This is a genomic window from Pseudomonas fluorescens (assembly GCF_040448305.1).
Taxonomy (GTDB): domain Bacteria; phylum Pseudomonadota; class Gammaproteobacteria; order Pseudomonadales; family Pseudomonadaceae; genus Aquipseudomonas; species Aquipseudomonas fluorescens_BH.
In genome coordinates this window covers 1,742,127-1,758,722 of sequence record NZ_CP148752.1, presented here as the reverse complement: position 1 = coordinate 1,758,722, position 16,596 = coordinate 1,742,127, and the positions used below count along the sequence as shown (strand labels likewise).

General features: G+C 58.5%; 12 protein-coding genes. 1 reads left to right on the top strand and 11 read right to left on the bottom strand.

Features of this window, described 5'->3' with window-relative positions; translation table 11 throughout:
• Positions 1 to 12: 12 nt before the first annotated feature.
• From WHX55_RS07980 to sdhC, 11 genes are all read right to left on the bottom strand, one after another.
• Positions 13 to 750 carry a DUF599 family protein gene (locus WHX55_RS07980; RefSeq protein WP_353742364.1) on the bottom strand — a complete coding sequence of 246 codons (738 nt, stop codon included), beginning with the start codon at positions 748 to 750 and terminating at the stop codon, positions 13 to 15.
• A 262-nt stretch (positions 751 to 1,012) separates the two neighbouring features.
• The gene (brnQ, locus tag WHX55_RS07975) at positions 1,013 to 2,326 is read right to left on the bottom strand and encodes a branched-chain amino acid transport system II carrier protein (protein ID WP_150724530.1); all 1,314 of its coding nucleotides are present in this window, start codon (positions 2,324 to 2,326) and stop codon (positions 1,013 to 1,015) included.
• A gap of 401 nt (positions 2,327 to 2,727) precedes the next feature.
• Positions 2,728 to 3,609, bottom strand: coding sequence for a succinate--CoA ligase subunit alpha (gene sucD / locus WHX55_RS07970; protein WP_007919877.1), 882 nt, complete (start codon positions 3,607 to 3,609; stop codon positions 2,728 to 2,730).
• A complete protein-coding gene (sucC, locus tag WHX55_RS07965; protein ID WP_007919879.1) occupies positions 3,609 to 4,775 on the bottom strand; it encodes an ADP-forming succinate--CoA ligase subunit beta in 1,167 nt (388 codons plus the stop codon). The genes sucD and sucC overlap by 1 nt, the downstream gene beginning before the upstream one ends.
• Positions 4,776 to 4,973: 198 nt before the next feature.
• Positions 4,974 to 6,410 (bottom strand): dihydrolipoyl dehydrogenase, encoded by a 1,437-nt coding sequence (gene lpdA / locus WHX55_RS07960; RefSeq protein WP_007998079.1) that lies wholly within the window; start codon positions 6,408 to 6,410, stop codon positions 4,974 to 4,976.
• A gap of 98 nt (positions 6,411 to 6,508) precedes the next feature.
• On the bottom strand, positions 6,509 to 7,738 hold the full coding sequence (odhB, locus tag WHX55_RS07955; protein WP_353742363.1) for a 2-oxoglutarate dehydrogenase complex dihydrolipoyllysine-residue succinyltransferase: 1,230 nt from the start codon (positions 7,736 to 7,738) through the stop codon (positions 6,509 to 6,511).
• A gap of 42 nt (positions 7,739 to 7,780) precedes the next feature.
• A complete protein-coding gene (locus tag WHX55_RS07950) occupies positions 7,781 to 10,612 on the bottom strand; it encodes a 2-oxoglutarate dehydrogenase E1 component (RefSeq protein WP_150724528.1) in 2,832 nt (943 codons plus the stop codon).
• Positions 10,613 to 10,865: 253 nt separating this feature from the next.
• Positions 10,866 to 11,570 carry a succinate dehydrogenase iron-sulfur subunit gene (locus WHX55_RS07945; RefSeq protein WP_150724527.1) on the bottom strand — a complete coding sequence of 235 codons (705 nt, stop codon included), beginning with the start codon at positions 11,568 to 11,570 and terminating at the stop codon, positions 10,866 to 10,868.
• Between the two features lie 11 nt (positions 11,571 to 11,581).
• Positions 11,582 to 13,354: a succinate dehydrogenase flavoprotein subunit gene (gene sdhA, locus WHX55_RS07940; RefSeq protein ID WP_150724526.1), complete on the bottom strand. Its 1,773-nt coding sequence runs from the start codon at positions 13,352 to 13,354 to the stop codon at positions 11,582 to 11,584.
• A gap of 3 nt (positions 13,355 to 13,357) precedes the next feature.
• Positions 13,358 to 13,726: a succinate dehydrogenase, hydrophobic membrane anchor protein gene (sdhD, locus tag WHX55_RS07935; RefSeq protein WP_008049683.1), complete on the bottom strand. Its 369-nt coding sequence runs from the start codon at positions 13,724 to 13,726 to the stop codon at positions 13,358 to 13,360.
• Positions 13,720 to 14,094: a succinate dehydrogenase, cytochrome b556 subunit gene (gene sdhC, locus WHX55_RS07930; RefSeq protein WP_032829628.1), complete on the bottom strand. Its 375-nt coding sequence runs from the start codon at positions 14,092 to 14,094 to the stop codon at positions 13,720 to 13,722. Before sdhC ends, sdhD begins: the two co-directional genes overlap by 7 nt.
• Before the next feature lie 364 nt (positions 14,095 to 14,458).
• On the opposite strand from sdhC, the gene gltA reads away from it, so the two are divergent.
• The gene (gene gltA / locus WHX55_RS07925; protein ID WP_056721677.1) at positions 14,459 to 15,748 is read left to right on the top strand and encodes a citrate synthase; all 1,290 of its coding nucleotides are present in this window, start codon (positions 14,459 to 14,461) and stop codon (positions 15,746 to 15,748) included.
• The last annotated feature ends 848 nt before the right edge of the window (positions 15,749 to 16,596 follow it).

Genomic DNA, 16,596 nt, shown 5'->3' with positions numbered 1-16,596 from the left:
GCGGGCGCCCGATCAGGCTGCCTCTTTACTCGCTTCGGGCAATGGCGCCTCTGTTGGGGTATAGACCATCACGTCGAGAACGTCGGAGTGAAACTCGCGGCGATACAATACGAACACCACACCGGCACTCATCAACATGAACAGCCATGGGCTGACGAACCAGGCCAGCATGGTCATGCCGAAGTAATAAGAGCGCAGGCCAAAGTTGAACTGGTTGGCGGCCATGGAGATGACACGGGCTGCACGGGCGGCAAAGGCCTTGCGCTCCTGCTCGGACACATGGCGTTCACCAACCATCGGCGCCGAGCCGACCAGAATGGCGGCGAAGTTGTACTGGCGCATGCACCAACTGAACGTGAAGAACGCATAGACAAACACCAGCGCCAGGCACAGCAACTTGATTTCCGACATGCCCTGGGACGCCTGTTGCACCATCGGGATATCCGCCAGCAACGATACCGCCCGTTCCGAAGCCCCCAATACCGTGAGAATACCCGCCAGGATAATCAACGTACTCGAGGCGAAGAACGAAGCATTGCGCTCCAGGTTGCCGATCACGCTGGCATCGGCGATGCGGTTGTCGCGCAGCAGCATGCGGCGCATCCAGTCCTCACGATACAGGTGCAATACACTGGCCAGACACGCAGTGTCACGGCCTTTCCAGGTGGCATAGCGGGTGTACCCGCCCCAGCAGATAACGAACCAGATGGCGGCAAGAATGTGGATCAGGTTGGCTTGGATGAACGACATGCAGGTCCTTGTGAAGTAGTAACGGAACACGAAACCTTGTGGGAGCGAGCCTGCTCGCGAAAGCGGTAGATCAATCAACATTTGCGTTGAATGAAGCGACGCCTTCGCGAGCAGGCTCGCTCCCACAAGGGTGTTGCAGTGCTTCGACGTTAGCTCAACGGAAAAGACACCGCATCCCTCACAAAAAAAATGCCCCGTATCGATTGATACGGGGCATTTCTGTTTTTGCTCAAAACCCACTTGTGGCGGGTCGTGAAGCGACTTAAGCCAAGGCTTCGGCGCGCTTGCCCAGCAGGCGATCGCAAACCACCGCGACCACCAGTGTCATCACCGATGGCACCAGCCAAGCCAAGCCCTGCTCGCTCAGCGGCAGGTGTGCCATTTGCGTCGGCATCCAGTCCGCCAGGCCGGCCCCCTTGAGGGCGTCGATCAGACCGAAGATGAACGACACCAGCATGACCGGGCCGAGGATACGACCCTGCTCATGCCAGAAGTCTTTGCAGAAGCTCAACGCCACCAGGACGATGCACGGTGGGTAGATCGCGGTAAGCACCGGGATCGAGAACGCAATCAGCTTGGTCAGGCCCAGGTTGGACACCAGCAGCGAGAACGCAGCGAGGATGATCACCAGTGTCTTGTAGGACAGCGGCACCACACGGCTGAAGTACTCGGCGCAGGCACAGGTCAAGCCGACCGCGGTCACCAGGCACGCCAGGGAAATCAGCACGGCAAGGAAACCACTGCCCAGCGAACCGAAGGTGTGCTGTACGTAAGCGTGCAATACCGCCGCGCCATTGGTCGCGCCAGCGGCCACTTCATGGCTGCCCGAACCGAGACGGAACAGGCTGACATACACCAGCGCCAGGCCGACACCGGCGATCAGGCCAGCGATGATCGCGTAGCGGGTGATCAGTGCCGGCGACTCGACGCCACGGGAACGGATGGCGTTGACGATAACGATGCCGAACACCAGAGCGCCCAGGGTATCCATGGTCAGGTAACCATTGATGAAGCCTTGGGAAAACGGCGCCGCCACGTATTCAGGCGTGGCCTGGCCAATGTCACCGGCCGGCAAGGCGAATGCTGCAATGCCCAGCGCGGCCAGGGCGATGATCTTCAGCGGCGCGAGGAAGCGCCCTACGGTATCCAGCAATCGGCCCGGATACAGCGAGATGAAGAACACCAGCAGGAAGTACACCGAGCTGTACAGGAACAACGCCAGCGGGCTCTCGCCGGTCAGCGGCGCCAGGCCCACCTCGAAGGATACCGTCGCGGTACGTGGCGTCGCGAACAGCGGACCCACGGCCAGGTAGCAGGCCGCCGCCAGCAGGCCACCGGCGACTTTACCGATCGGGCTGCTCAAGGCATCCATGGCACCGCCGACCTTGGCCAGCGCCACAACGGTGATCACCGGCAGACCGACCGCGGTGACCAGGAAACCCAGCGCCGCCATCCAGACATTGGGCCCGGACTGCAAACCGACGATAGGCGGGAAGATGATGTTGCCAGCCCCGACGAACAGGGCAAACGTCATAAAACCAAGTGCCAGGATGTCCTGGCCTTTCAACACTTTCATTAAGGAAATACCACACTACTGAATCGGAATTTAGAGAGGGATTTCCCTATGGGTGAGGGAAATGCTGTCAGTCCGTATAAGACCGACCCTTTTAGCGCGTTGCTGCCTTGTGGGCCGCAGACGCAAAAATGGCGCGTAGCCTAACGAATTTAGACCAGAAACGCACTGTTAGAGGGCGAACATTCCGATCTACGACATTTTCGTGTCGCGTTTATGCATATAAATGGTTGGTGTCTGTAAGTCCGTCTTCGCGGGCAAGCCCGCTCCCACATTGGAACGCGGTCAACTGTGGGAGCGGGCTTGCCCGCGAAGGGGACAGCACAGCCAACACAAATGCCAGAAACGACAAAGGCCACCCGAAGGTGGCCTTTGTTTGGTGAAGCGTCAGCTAAGCGCGAGGCTTACTTGACAGCCCAACCGGTCAGCTCGGCCAGGGCCTTGCCGATGTCTGCCAGCGAACGCACGGTTTTAACGCCTGCGTCTTGCAGAGCAGCGAATTTCTCGTCTGCAGTGCCTTTGCCGCCAGAGATGATTGCGCCAGCATGGCCCATGCGCTTGCCCGGAGGAGCAGTCACACCAGCGATGTAGGAAACAACCGGCTTGGTCACGTGTGCCTTGATGTAGGCAGCCGCTTCTTCTTCAGCCGAACCGCCGATCTCACCGATCATCACGATCGCTTCGGTCTTCGGGTCTTCCTGGAACAGCTTCAGGATGTCGATGAAGTTCGAACCCGGGATCGGGTCACCACCGATGCCGACGCAAGTCGACTGACCGAAACCGGCGTCAGTAGTCTGCTTCACAGCTTCGTAGGTCAGGGTGCCGGAACGGGAAACGATACCGACCTTGCCTGGCAAGTGAATGTGACCTGGCATGATGCCGATCTTGCATTCGCCTGGGGTGATCACGCCTGGGCAGTTAGGGCCGATCAGGACTACGCCCAGCTCGTCGCACTTAACTTTAGCGTCCAGCATGTCCAGGGTAGGAATGCCTTCGGTGATGCACACGATCAGCTTGATGCCGCCGAAAGCAGCTTCCAGGATCGAGTCCTTGCAGAAAGGAGCCGGAACGTAGATCACGCTGGCGGTGGCGCCAGTGGCAGCTACAGCGTCTTTCACGGTGTTGAACACTGGCAGGCCCAGGTGCTCGGTGCCGCCTTTGCCTGGAGTTACACCACCAACCATCTTGGTGCCGTACTCGATGGCTTGCTGGGTGTGGAAACTACCTTGCGAACCGGTAATACCCTGGCAGATAACTTTGGTGTCTTTATTGATCAGGACGCTCATTATTTGCCCTCCGCAGCTTTGACAACTTGTTGAGCAGCGTCGGTCAGGCTGGTAGCAGCGATGATGTTCAAACCGCTTTCTGCCAGTACTTTAGCGCCCAGCTCAGCGTTGTTGCCTTCAAGGCGAACAACAACCGGGATTTTCACGCCGACTTCTTTCACAGCGCCGATGATGCCTTCGGCAATCATGTCGCAACGAACGATGCCGCCGAAGATGTTGACCAGTACTGCAGCGACGTTAGTGTCGGACAGGATGATCTTGAACGCTTCGGTAACGCGTTCCTTGGTAGCACCGCCGCCCACGTCGAGGAAGTTGGCTGGCTTGCCGCCATGCAGGTTGACGATGTCCATGGTACCCATGGCCAGGCCAGCACCGTTGACCATGCAACCGATGTTGCCTTCCAGCGCTACGTAGTTCAGTTCGAACTTGGCAGCGTGCGCTTCGCGCGGATCGTCCTGCGACGGATCGTGGAAAGTCTTCAGCTTAGGCTGACGGTACATGGCGTTGGCGTCGATGTTGATCTTGGCGTCCAGGCAGTGCAGATCGCCGTCAGCCTTGATCACCAGCGGGTTCACTTCCAACAGGGCCAGGTCGTGATCCTTGAACAGTTTGGCCAGACCTACGAAGATCTTGGCGAACTGGGCAACTTGCTTGCCTTCCAGACCCAGCTGAAAAGCCAATTCGCGACCCTGGAATGGCTGAGCGCCAACCAGTGGATCGATAGTGGCTTTCAGAATTTTTTCTGGAGTGTCGTGAGCGATTTTCTCGATGTCCACGCCACCTTCGGTGGAAGCCATGAACACGATACGACGGCTCGAACGGTCAACGACAGCGCCCAGGTACAGCTCTTTAGCGATATCAGTGCACGATTCAACCAGGATCTTGGTGACTGGCTGACCGTTGGCGTCAGTCTGGTAAGTCACCAGACGCTTGCCCAGCCACTGCTGTGCGAAGGCTTTGGCGTCTTCTTTGCTGCGAACCAGCTTTACGCCGCCCGCTTTACCGCGACCACCGGCGTGGACCTGGGCTTTGACAACCCACTCACTGCCACCGATTTTGTCGCAAGCTTCTGCTGCTGCTTCCGGGGTGTCTACCGCATAACCGGTGGAAACTGGCAGGCCGTACTCAGCGAACAGCTGCTTACCCTGATACTCGTGAAGATTCATGCTTATTACCGTCTTCGTTAGGTACTGCGCATTCGGTGCTGCACTCATTCAAGTGCCGCACCACCTGTGACTGCTGCTTGCATAGCCTTTCCGGATACCCGGTGCAGCTATGCAAGACTGCGTCCAGCGGATATTCCGCGGTGAGTCTTGCATGCAAGGCTCACGACGGGCCAAACCGCCGTGGTTTCTTATTATGTCTTAACGCTTCTTGCGGTTGGCGATGTGGATGGCGCCGCCATTCACTGCCAAAGCAGCTTCGTGCAAGGCTTCAGACAGGGTCGGATGGGAGAAAACCATCATGCCCAGGTCTTCAGCGCTGGTGCCGAATTCCATACCGATCGCGCCCTGCTGAACCAGTTCTGCAGCGCTTGGGCCAATCACGTGGACGCCCAGTACGCGGTCTGTCTTGGCATCAGCGATGACCTTGACGAAACCACCGGTATCGTTGGCAGCCATGGCACGGCCAGAGGCTGCGAACGGGAAGGTGCCGACGTTAACTTCAACGCCTTCAGCTTTCAAGGCCTGCTCGGTTTTACCGACCCATGCGATTTCCGGGTGAGTATAAATAACCGACGGGATCAGATCATAGTTCATCTGGGCCTTGTGGCCCTTGATGCGCTCGACAACCATGATGCCCTCTTCCGAGGCCTTGTGCGCCAGCATCATGCCGCGAACCACGTCGCCGATGGCGTAAACGCCCGGTACGGTGGTGGCGCAGTGATCGTCAACGTGCACGAAACCGCGCTCGTCCAGGGTCACGCCGCAGTCGGCAGCCAACAGATCAGTGGTCACCGGACGGCGACCAACGGCTACGATCAGCTTGTCGAAAGTGATGTTCTGTTCGCCCTTGGCATCGGTGTAGTTAACCACGACTTCGTCGCCGTTCACTTTGGAACCGGTTACGCGAGCGCCCAGCTTGATGTCCAGGCCCTGTTTGGTCAGGGTTTTCAGCGCTTCCTTGGAAACAGCGGTGTCCGCTGCCATCAGGAAGGTGTCCAGGGCTTCCAGGACAGTCACTTCCGCGCCCAGACGCGACCAGACCGAACCCAGTTCCAGACCGATCACGCCAGCGCCGATCACGCCCAGACGCTTAGGCACGGATTGGAATTCCAGGGCGCCAGTCGAATCGACGATCACATTCTGGTCAACCGGAGCTGGCGGAATGTCGATCGGACGCGAACCTGGAGCCAGGATGACGTTTTCGGCTTCGATGATTTCAACCGAGCCGTCTGGCTTGGTGACTTCGACTTTCTTGCCGGCCAGCAGCTTGCCGTGACCCTGGATCGAGGTCACACCGTTGGCCTTGAACAGGGTCGCAACGCCGGAGGTCAGGCCTTTGACGATGTTGGCCTTGCGGCCGACCATCGCTGGCACGTCCATGGTCACGCCAGCGTGATTGATACCGTGGATCGCAAAACCGTCCTGGGCTTCGTGGAATTTCCACGAGCTGTCCAGCAGGGCCTTGGATGGAATGCAGCCGACGTTCAGGCAAGTACCGCCCAGAGCCAGTTTGCCTTCCTTGTCGGTGTACTTCTCGATGCAGGCAGTGCTGAGGCCCAGCTGAGCGGCCTTGATGGCAGCCACGTAACCGCCAGGGCCCGCGCCGATCACTACTACGTCAAATTTCTGCGACATTCAAAAAATCCTCTTTAGCGAAAAGCTTCAAGCCGCGAGCGGCAAGCCAGGCTGCGGGTTTTCCGACAGCCCGGGCTTGCAGCTCATGGCTGCTTCTATCAGATATCCAGCAACAGACGAGCCGGATCTTCCAGCAGGTTCTTGATGGTCACCAGGAAGGTCACAGCTTCTTTGCCATCGATCAGACGGTGATCGTAGGACAGTGCCAGGTACATCATCGGACGGATAACGACTTGGCCGTTGATGGCCATAGGACGCTGGATGATGTTGTGCATGCCCAGGATGGCTGCTTGTGGCGGGTTGACGATCGGAGTCGACATCATCGAACCGAAAGTACCACCGTTGGTGATGGTGAAAGTACCACCGGTCATTTCGTCCATCGACAGTTTGCCGTCACGGGCTTTCTTGCCGAAGGTGGCGATGCCGCCTTCGATTTCAGCCAGGCTCATCAGTTCGGCGTTACGCAGAACCGGTACAACCAGACCGCGATCGCTGGAAACTGCAACGCCGACGTCAGCGTAGCCGTGGTAAACGATGTCGCCGCCGTCGATCGACGCGTTGACAGCCGGGAAGCGTTTCAGCGCTTCGGTAGCTGCTTTTACGAAGAACGACATGAAGCCCAGGCGCACGCCGTTGTGGGACTTCTCGAACAGATCCTTGTACTTCGAACGCAGGGCCATGACTTCGGTCATGTCGACTTCGTTGAAAGTGGTCAGCATCGCCATGTTCGATTGAGCTTCAACCAGACGCTTGGCCACGGTGGCACGAACGCGGGTCATCGGTACGCGCTTCTCGATGCGGTCGCCAGCGGCAAACACAGGAGCAGCGGCAGCCGGAGCAGCAGCCTTGGCAGGTGCGGCAGCAGGAGCAGCTTTCTTGGCTTCGACAGCGGCAACCACGTCTTCCTTGGTTACACGACCATCTTTGCCGGTGCCTTTGACGGAAGCCAGGTTGATGCCGTTTTCTTCGGCCAGCTTGCGAGCAGCCGGAGCTGCGATAGCGTCCTCGTCAGCGCTGGCAGCAGGAGCAGCAGGAGCAGCGGCAGCAGCGGCCGGAGCAGCAGCGGCAGCCGGTGCGGCAGCAGCAGCGCCGCCTTCAACGATGGAGCCCAGGACTTCGTCGGACAGAACGGTTTCGCCTTCGTTCTTGACGATAGCGCCCAGCACGCCGTCAGCGGTAGCCAGCACTTCCAGCACGACTTTGTCGGTTTCGATGTCGACGATCAGTTCGTCGCGCTTGACCGCGTCGCCCGGTTGTTTGTGCCAGGTGGCAACGGTGCCATCGGCAACCGATTCCGGGAAAGTGGGGGCTTTGATCTCGATAGCCATTGTCTGTGGTTCCTTAAATTCGGTTTCAGGTGCGCGAAGGCGTTAAACAGTAAAGGCGTCTTGCAGCAGTTTTTCCTGCTGTTCGGCGTGCATCGATGCGTAACCGCATGCTGGTGCAGCAGAAGCCTCACGGCCCGCGTACTCGAGTACGAGAGACTTGTTGAGGTTGCTGATGCTGCGACGCATGTGGTGTTGGCTGCAGTACCACGCACCCTGGTTCATCGGCTCTTCCTGACACCACACGGCATGCTTGACGTTGGTGTAAGGCGCCAGGACTTCCTTCAAGTCGTCCTCAGGGAATGGGTACAGCTGCTCGATACGCACGACAGCGATGTCGTCACGACCTTCGGCACGGCGTTTTTCCAGCAGGTCGTAGTAGACCTTGCCGCTACACAGAACAACGCGCTCGACCTTTTTCGGGTCTTGGGCATCGATTTCCGGGATGACGGTCTGGAACGAACCTTCGGCCAGATCTTCCAGCGTCGAGATGGCCAGCTTGTGGCGCAACAGCGACTTCGGAGTCAGAACGATCAAAGGCTTGCGCAGCGGGCGAATCACCTGACGACGCAGCAAATGATAGATCTGTGCCGGCGTAGTCGGCACGGCTACCTGAATGTTGTGCTCGGCGCACAGCTGCAGGTAACGTTCCAGACGAGCCGAGGAGTGCTCCGGCCCCTGACCCTCATAACCGTGCGGCAGCAGCATGGTCAGACCGCACAGACGGCCCCACTTGTGCTCGCCACTGGTGATGAACTGGTCGATAACCACCTGGGCTCCGTTGGCGAAGTCGCCGAACTGGGCTTCCCAGATCACCAGCGCATCAGGCGTGGTGGTCGAGTAACCGTATTCGAACGCCAGTACGGCTTCTTCGGACAGGAACGAATCGTACAGGTCGAAACGTGGCTGGCCGTTGTACAGGTTCTGCAACGGGATGTAGGTGCCCGCGTCTTTCTGGTTGTGCAAGACAGCATGACGGTGCGAGAACGTACCGCGGCCGATGTCCTGGCCGGTCATGCGGATCGGGTGACCTTCGAACGCCAGGGTCGCGTACGCCATGGTTTCGGCGTAACCCCAGTTGATCGGCAGGCCGCCGGCTTGCATCTTCTGACGGTCTTCGTAGATTTTCGCGACCTGGCGCTGAACCACGAAGCCTTCCGGAATTTCCAGCAGCTTGGCGGACAGTTCCTGCAGGGTCTTCAGATCGAAGCGAGTGTCGTGACGTGCGGTCCAGGCGTGGCCCAGATACGGACGCCAATCCACGAACAACTCTTTGTTCGGCTCTTTGACCAGGCTCTTCACCACGTGCAGACCGTTGTCCAGCGCGTTGCGGTATTCGTCGACTTTCGCCTGAACACGCTCTGCGTCCAGCACACCGCCCTGGGTCAGACGATCGGCATACAGCTCACGGGTGGTGCGCTGCTTGGTGATCTGCTGATACATGATCGGCTGGGTGCCGCTTGGCTCGTCGGCCTCGTTGTGGCCGCGACGACGGTAGCAGACCAGGTCGATCACCACGTCACGCTTGAACTGCATGCGGTAGTCGATGGCCAGCTGGGTCACGAACAATACGGCTTCCGGATCATCACCATTCACATGGAGGATCGGCGCCTGGATCATTTTCGCAACGTCGGTCGCGTACTCGGTGGAACGCGAGTCCAGCGGGTTGCTGATGGTGAAACCGACCTGGTTGTTGATCACGATGTGCACGGTACCGCCGGTCTTGAAACCGCGGGTCTGCGACATCTGGAAGGTTTCCATGACCACGCCCTGACCTGCGAAAGCAGCGTCACCGTGGATGGAGATCGGCAGAACCTTCTCACCGGTCGGATCGTTACGACGGTCCTGACGGGCGCGAACCGAACCCTCGACCACCGGGGAAACGATTTCCAGGTGGGACGGGTTGAACGCCATGGCCAGGTGAACTTCACCACCGGAGGTCATCACGTTGGACGAGAAGCCCTGGTGGTATTTCACGTCACCGGAACCCAGCTCGACCTTCTTCTTGCCTTCGAACTCGTCGAACAGCTCGCGCGGGTTCTTGCCGAAGGTGTTGACCAGCACGTTCAGACGGCCACGGTGGGCCATGCCGATGACGATTTCCTTGGTGCCGTAGGAACCGGAACGCTGGATCAGCTCGTCGAGCATCGGAATCAGGCTTTCGCCGCCTTCCAGACCGAAACGCTTGGTACCCGGGTATTTGGTGCCCAGGTATTTTTCCAGGCCTTCGCCGGCGGTCACGCGCTCGAGCAGGTGGCTCTTGATGTCGGCGGAATACGTCGGACGACCGCGCACGCTTTCCAGACGCTGCTGGAACCACTGGCGCTGCTCGGAATCGGTGATGTGCGTGAACTCAGCGCCGATGGTGCGGCAATATGTCTGCTGCAACGCTTCGTGAATTTCGCGTAGGCTCGCTTCCTCTTTGCCGATGAACAGGTCGCCGGCACGGAAGGTCGTATCAAGATCGGCATTGGTCAAGCCGTAATGATTGATCGACAGGTCTGCAGGTGCAGGACGCTGCCACAGTCCCAGCGGGTCAAGCTGGGCTGCCTGGTGGCCACGCATACGGTAGGCCTGGATCAATCGCAGCACTTCAACTTGCTTCTTCTCGTGCTCACTGCTCACGCTGCCGGCGGAAACCGGTTGGGCGCGGCGCTGGTTCTTTGCCAGCAAGACGAAATGATCGCGAATTGTGGAGTGCGAAACATCGGTGGCAGAGTTGCCGTCAGCAGGCAACTTCTGGAAGTAGGTGCGCCACTCTTCTGGCACAGCGTTAGGGTCGTGCAGGTAGAGCTCGTAAAGCTCTTCCACATAGGCAGCGTTACTACCGGATAGGTAGGCACTGTTCCACATGCGCTGCATCACGCTTTCTTGCATGCTTGGTCACCCTCGGTTAGGGGAACACCATCGGTGTCGACACCGAGCAAACTTGCAGAAGTCCGAATGCAGCGACCAAAACAAGCCACTAGGATCACACTGATAGTCCGGGTACCAGCCCGGATGCCCCTGCTTGTCTCATTTCTTCAAAATAAGAGCCGCAGCCTTTTAAGCTGCTGCTCAGGTTAAAACTACGGCGCCGGTTGAAGCCTGCGCCGTAGCATCTACGGGTACAGCGGGTACAGCAGCTGAATCACACGCCGCTCGAGAGCAACATGTTACGGATGTGACCGATGGCCTTAGTCGGGTTCAGGCCTTTCGGACATACGCTGACGCAGTTCATGATGCTCCGGCAGCGGAATACGCTGAACGGGTCATCCAGCGCAGCCAGACGCTCGGCCGTCTTGGTGTCGCGGCTGTCTGCCAGGAAGCGGTACGCTTGCAGCAGGGCAGCTGGACCCAGGAACTTGTCCGGGTTCCACCAGAAGGACGGGCAGGAAGTCGAGCAGCAAGCGCACAGGATGCACTCGTACAGACCGTCGAGCTTTTCACGTTCTTCAGGGGACTGCAGGCGCTCGATGGCCGGAGCCGGCGTGTCGTTCTGCAGGTATGGCTTAACCTTTTCGTATTGCTTGTAGAAGATGCTCATATCGACGACCAGGTCACGGATAACCGGCAAACCTGGCAGAGGACGAACGATCAACTTGTTACCTTTTACGACAGCAGACAGCGGCGTGACGCAGGCCAGGCCGTTTTTGCCGTTGATGTTCATGCCGTCGGAACCGCAAACACCTTCACGGCAAGAGCGACGATAGGAGAAACCCTCGTCCTGCTCTTTGATCAGGGCCAGCACGTCCAGCACCATCAGGTCTTTACCACCGGTATCGACCTGGAATTCCTGCATGAACGGCGCGGCGTCCTGATCAGGGTTGTAACGATAAACGCTGACTTGCAACATGGCGGCCACCCTTAATAAGTCCGAATCTTAGGTTCAAAAGTCGGAACAGTCTTCGGCGAGAAGTTCACGGCACGCTTGGTCACGCGCTTGTCACCCGGGAAGTACAGGGTGTGGCACAGCCAGTTTTCATCGTCGCGATCTTCGAAGTCTTCACGGGCGTGAGCACCACGGGACTCTTTACGTACTTCGGCAGCGATGGCGGTGGCTTCGGCCACTTCCAGCAGGTTCTGCAGTTCCAGCGCTTCGATACGTGCAGTGTTGAACGCCTGCGACTTATCGTTGATCTTCACGTTGGCGATGCGTTTGCGCAGATCAGCCAGCTGGGCAATACCCTTCTGCATGTATTCGCCGGTACGGAATACACCGAAGTAGTTCTGCATGCAGTTTTGCAGCTCGCGACGCAGGGTAGCCACGTCTTCGCCTTCGGTACGCTCGTTCAGGGCGGACAGACGCGCCAGGGCAGCCTGGATGTCGGCGTCGGTGGCGTCGTCGTATTCGATACCATCGGTCAGCGCCTTTTCCAGGTGCAGGCCGGCAGCGCGGCCGAATACCACCAGGTCGAGCAGCGAGTTGCCGCCCAGACGGTTGGCACCGTGAACCGATACGCAAGCCACTTCACCCACTGCGAACAGGCCAGGGATGATTTCGTCGACGCCTTCGCCGTTCTGGGTGATCGCCTGGCCGTGAATGTTGGTGGCAACGCCGCCCATCATATAGTGGCAAGTCGGAACAACCGGAACCGGAGCAACAACCGGGTCAACGTGCGCAAAAGTCTTCGACAGTTCGCAGATGCCTGGCAGACGGCTGTGCAGCACTTCCTCGCCCAGGTGGTCGAGCTTGAGCATCACGTGGTCGCCATTCGGACCGCAACCGTTGCCGGCGATGATCTCTTTAACCATCGAGCGGGCAACAACGTCACGACCGGCAAGGTCTTTGGCGTTCGGAGCATAACGCTCCATGAAACGCTCGCCGTGCTTGTTGATCAGGTATCCACCTTCACCACGGCAACCTTCTGTAACCAGTACACCAGCGCCGGCGATACCGGTCGGGTGGAACTGCCACATTTCAATGTCTTGTACCGGCACGCCAGCACGCAGCGCCATGCCAACGCCGTCACCGGTGTTGATCAGGGCGTTGGTGGTCGAAGCGTAGATACGACCTGCACCGCCGGTAGCCAGTACGGTGGCCTTGGCACGGATGTAGGTGGTTTCGCCGGTTTCGATGCAGATGGCGATCACGCCGACGAACTCGCCTTCGCCGTTCTTCACCAGATCGACAGCGTAGTACTCGTTCAGGAACACGGTACCGGCTTTCAGGTTGCCCTGATAAAGGGTGTGCAGCAGTGCGTGACCGGTACGGTCGGACGCAGCGCAAGTACGCGCAGCCTGGCCGCCTTTACCGTAGTCCTTGGACTGACCGCCGAATGGACGCTGGTAGATACGACCTTGCTCGGTACGCGAGAATGGCATACCCATGTGGTCCAGCTCGTAAACGGCAGCCGGGCCTTCCTGACACATGTATTCGATAGCGTCCTGGTCACCGATGTAGTCGGAACCCTTGACGGTATCGTACATGTGCCAGCGCCAGTCATCGTTCGGGTCAGCGGACGCGATTGCGCAGGTGATGCCGCCCTGGGCGGATACAGTATGCGAACGGGTCGGGAAAACCTTGGTGATCACGGCAGTCTTGTGACCGCCCTGTGCCAGTTGCAGCGCTGCGCGCATGCCGGCACCGCCACCACCAATAATGATGGCGTCGAAAGAAATCGTTGGAATGTTAGCCATGACTCAGATACCCCAGAGAATCTGCACGCCCCAGACGAAGTAAGCGAACATCGCAACGCCGCATACTGCCTGGAAAAGGAAACGTATAGCCGTCGCGGACTTGCCGAACGCCATTGGCGTCAGGTAGTCGGTCGCGATGGTCCACATGCCGACCCAGGCGTGAGCGCCGAGGGCAACGAGGGCCAGGAGGCTGAAGATACGCATTCCGTTGTGGGCGAACAGTTCATGCCACTGGGCGTACTCGAGGCCAGGGTTGGCCACGATGTATCCGATCAGGAAGATGAAGTAAGCCGCGAGAACGACCGCAGACACACGTTGCGCCATCCAGTCATAGAGGCCCGAACGCGACAGGTTCGTGACGTTAGTTACCATATCCAAACTCCTGCCAGAACGATTACCACCACGGAAACGGCGATAACGATTTTCGAGCCCAGCTTGCCGCCTTCCAGCGTCTCACCGATGCCCATGTCCATGATCAAATGGCGCACACCGGCTACCAGGTGATACAGCAGAGCGGACAGGATGCCCCATGTCACTAGCTTGGCTAGCGGACTGGTCAGACACGCTTTCACCTGACCGAAGCCTTCCTCGGAACTCAGCGACTTGTCCAATGCGTAAAGCATGATGGCAAGGCACACGAAGAGGATGACACCGGAGATTCGGTGAAGGATGGACGTGTAAGCAGTGACTGGGAGTTTGATGGTCCTTAGGTCTAGGTTTACAGGTCGTTGGCTTTTCACGGCTTTTTTTTCACACTGAAGAGCCCCTAACAATCAGGGCAAAGTTGTTGGGGAGTGCACTGGTCAGGTAACCACCACCCAGGGATGCGACCCCCAATGAAAGCAAGCCCAAAAGCCCTTGGCGGTCGGTGGCCGAGTATAGACAGTTAGGCTACTAATGACAACGCAAACACCTAACCCGAACAGCTGATTGCGCAACTGACATAAAAGGCGTAAATGGCAGCCAATTTCGAGAAAAAAGTCCGGTTAAAGCCTTCTGGAGCAAGACTTTAGGCAAATTGACATTCGAATTTATCTCACTATAGTGGTGCGGGCCCTGCGTGGGGGGTCTGTCTGATGATTTCAAGCATAAATAGGAGGCCACATGGCTGACAAAAAAGCGCAGTTGATCATCGAGGGCGCAGCCCCCGTCGAGCTGCCCATTTTAACCGGCACCGTTGGTCCCGATGTTATCGATGTTCGGGGCCTGACGGCCACGGGCCGTTTCACCTTTGACCCAGGCTTCATGTCGACCGCCTCGTGCGAGTCGAAGATCACCTATATCGACGGCGACAACGGCATTCTGCTGCACCGCGGCTACCCGATCGAACAGCTGGCTGAAAAGTCGGACTACCTGGAAACCTGCTATCTGCTGCTCAACGGCGAACTGCCGACCGCAGAACAGAAGGCCCAGTTCGTCAGCACCGTGAAGAACCACACCATGGTTCACGAGCAGCTGAAGACCTTCTTCAACGGCTTCCGTCGCGACGCCCACCCGATGGCCGTCATGTGCGGCGTAGTCGGCGCCCTCTCGGCGTTCTACCACGACTCCCTGGACATCAATAACCCGCAGCATCGCGAAATCTCCGCGATCCGCCTGGTTGCCAAGATGCCGACCCTGGCAGCGATGGTTTACAAGTACTCCATGGGCCAACCCATGATGTACCCGCGCAACGATCTGTCGTACGCGGAAAACTTCCTGCACATGATGTTCAACACCCCGTGCGAGATCAAACCGATCAGCCCGGTACTCGCCAAGGCCATGGACCGGATCTTCATCCTCCATGCCGACCACGAGCAGAACGCTTCGACCTCCACCGTGCGCCTGGCCGGCTCTTCGGGTGCCAACCCGTTCGCCTGCATCGCCGCCGGCATCGCTGCACTGTGGGGCCCTGCCCACGGCGGTGCCAACGAAGCCGTACTGACCATGCTCGATGAAATCGGCGATGTTTCGAACATCGACAAGTACATCGCCAAGGCCAAGGACAAGAACGATCCGTTCAAACTGATGGGCTTCGGTCACCGCGTTTACAAAAACCGCGACCCGCGCGCCACCGTGATGAAGCAGACCTGCGACGAAGTGTTGAAGGAACTGGGCATCCAGAACGATCCGCAACTCGAACTGGCCATGCGCCTGGAAGAGATCGCCCTGACCGACCCGTACTTCATCGAGCGCTCGCTGTACCCGAACGTCGACTTCTACTCGGGGATCATCCTCAAGGCGATCGGCATTCCAACCAGCATGTTCACCGTGATCTTCGCCCTGGCGCGGACCGTCGGCTGGATCTCCCACTGGAAGGAAATGCTCTCCAGCCCGTACAAGATCGGCCGCCCGCGCCAGCTGTACACCGGCTACGAGTCGCGTGACATCACCAAGCTGGAAGACCGCAAGTAAGATTCATGCTGTAGCGTGTTGAGTTGTACCGGAGACGGCCTCTATTTATATAGGGGCCGTTTTTGTTTGCCTCTTTTAATTGTGTACATTTCCGTTATTTAGGTAGCGGCGACTTACGGTTCCGCTTTTACAGCGGGTTACTTTGGAAAAGCCCCAAAGTAACCAAAGGGCTCTTGCCCCTTACGTTCGGTGCCTCGCCAAGGCTCGGCATTCCCTCGCTCCGGTCCTGCTCCGTGGACCCGCCGCCATCGGCCATCCATGGCCGGCGGCGGCTAACCCGGCATCCATGCCGGGTTGCCCACTGCGCAGAACCTCCACTCGGCCTCTCGAGGGGGCAAGAAGATCAAAAGCAAAAGCAAAAGCGGCGTACACCCTCTGCGCTTCACCACTCAACAGGCCGAGCGTTAGCTCGCCTGCAGCTTTTGATCTTGATCCACCCGCCCCCTCGGGAGGCTGAGTGGAGGTGTTCATCCGGGGATTGGCGCGCAGCGCCGTTCGACGCAGTCGAACCCATTGCATGTAGGTCGAAGCGAAGCCGACCGGAGGGCAATGCCCCCGGATGAATACCGGAGCGAAGGAACGCCGAGCCTTAGCGAGGGGCCGTACGTAAGGGGCGAGACCTTTGGTTACTTTGGGGCGTTTGCCAAAGTGACCCGCTGTAAGAGCGGAACCATAAGTCGTCGTTACCGCAGGAATGGATACGTACGCGGTCAACAAGAGACAGGTCGGCTGTCAGGCCGCCTTCGCGAGCAGGCTCGCTCCCACAGTAAATCGGGCACATCCAAAAAAATTCAGGTCGATTACCGCCCAATAAAAAATGCCCCGATCTCTCGACCAGGGCATTTCCA

What these genes read in the sequence shown, in the direction of transcription:
- WHX55_RS07980 (WP_353742364.1), bottom strand. Translation starts at nt 750, where the DNA reads ATGTCGTTCATCCAAGCCAACCTGATCCACATTCTTGCCGCCATCTGG.
- brnQ (WP_150724530.1), bottom strand. Translation starts at nt 2,326, where the DNA reads ATGAAAGTGTTGAAAGGCCAGGACATCCTGGCACTTGGTTTTATGACG.
- sucD (WP_007919877.1), bottom strand. Translation starts at nt 3,609, where the DNA reads ATGAGCGTCCTGATCAATAAAGACACCAAAGTTATCTGCCAGGGTATT.
- sucC (WP_007919879.1), bottom strand. Translation starts at nt 4,775, where the DNA reads ATGAATCTTCACGAGTATCAGGGTAAGCAGCTGTTCGCTGAGTACGGC.
- lpdA (WP_007998079.1), bottom strand. Translation starts at nt 6,410, where the DNA reads ATGTCGCAGAAATTTGACGTAGTAGTGATCGGCGCGGGCCCTGGCGGT.
- odhB (WP_353742363.1), bottom strand. Translation starts at nt 7,738, where the DNA reads ATGGCTATCGAGATCAAAGCCCCCACTTTCCCGGAATCGGTTGCCGAT.
- WHX55_RS07950 (WP_150724528.1), bottom strand. Translation starts at nt 10,612, where the DNA reads ATGCAAGAAAGCGTGATGCAGCGCATGTGGAACAGTGCCTACCTATCC.
- WHX55_RS07945 (WP_150724527.1), bottom strand. Translation starts at nt 11,570, where the DNA reads ATGTTGCAAGTCAGCGTTTATCGTTACAACCCTGATCAGGACGCCGCG.
- sdhA (WP_150724526.1), bottom strand. Translation starts at nt 13,354, where the DNA reads ATGGCTAACATTCCAACGATTTCTTTCGACGCCATCATTATTGGTGGT.
- sdhD (WP_008049683.1), bottom strand. Translation starts at nt 13,726, where the DNA reads ATGGTAACTAACGTCACGAACCTGTCGCGTTCGGGCCTCTATGACTGG.
- gltA (WP_056721677.1), top strand. Translation starts at nt 14,459, where the DNA reads ATGGCTGACAAAAAAGCGCAGTTGATCATCGAGGGCGCAGCCCCCGTC.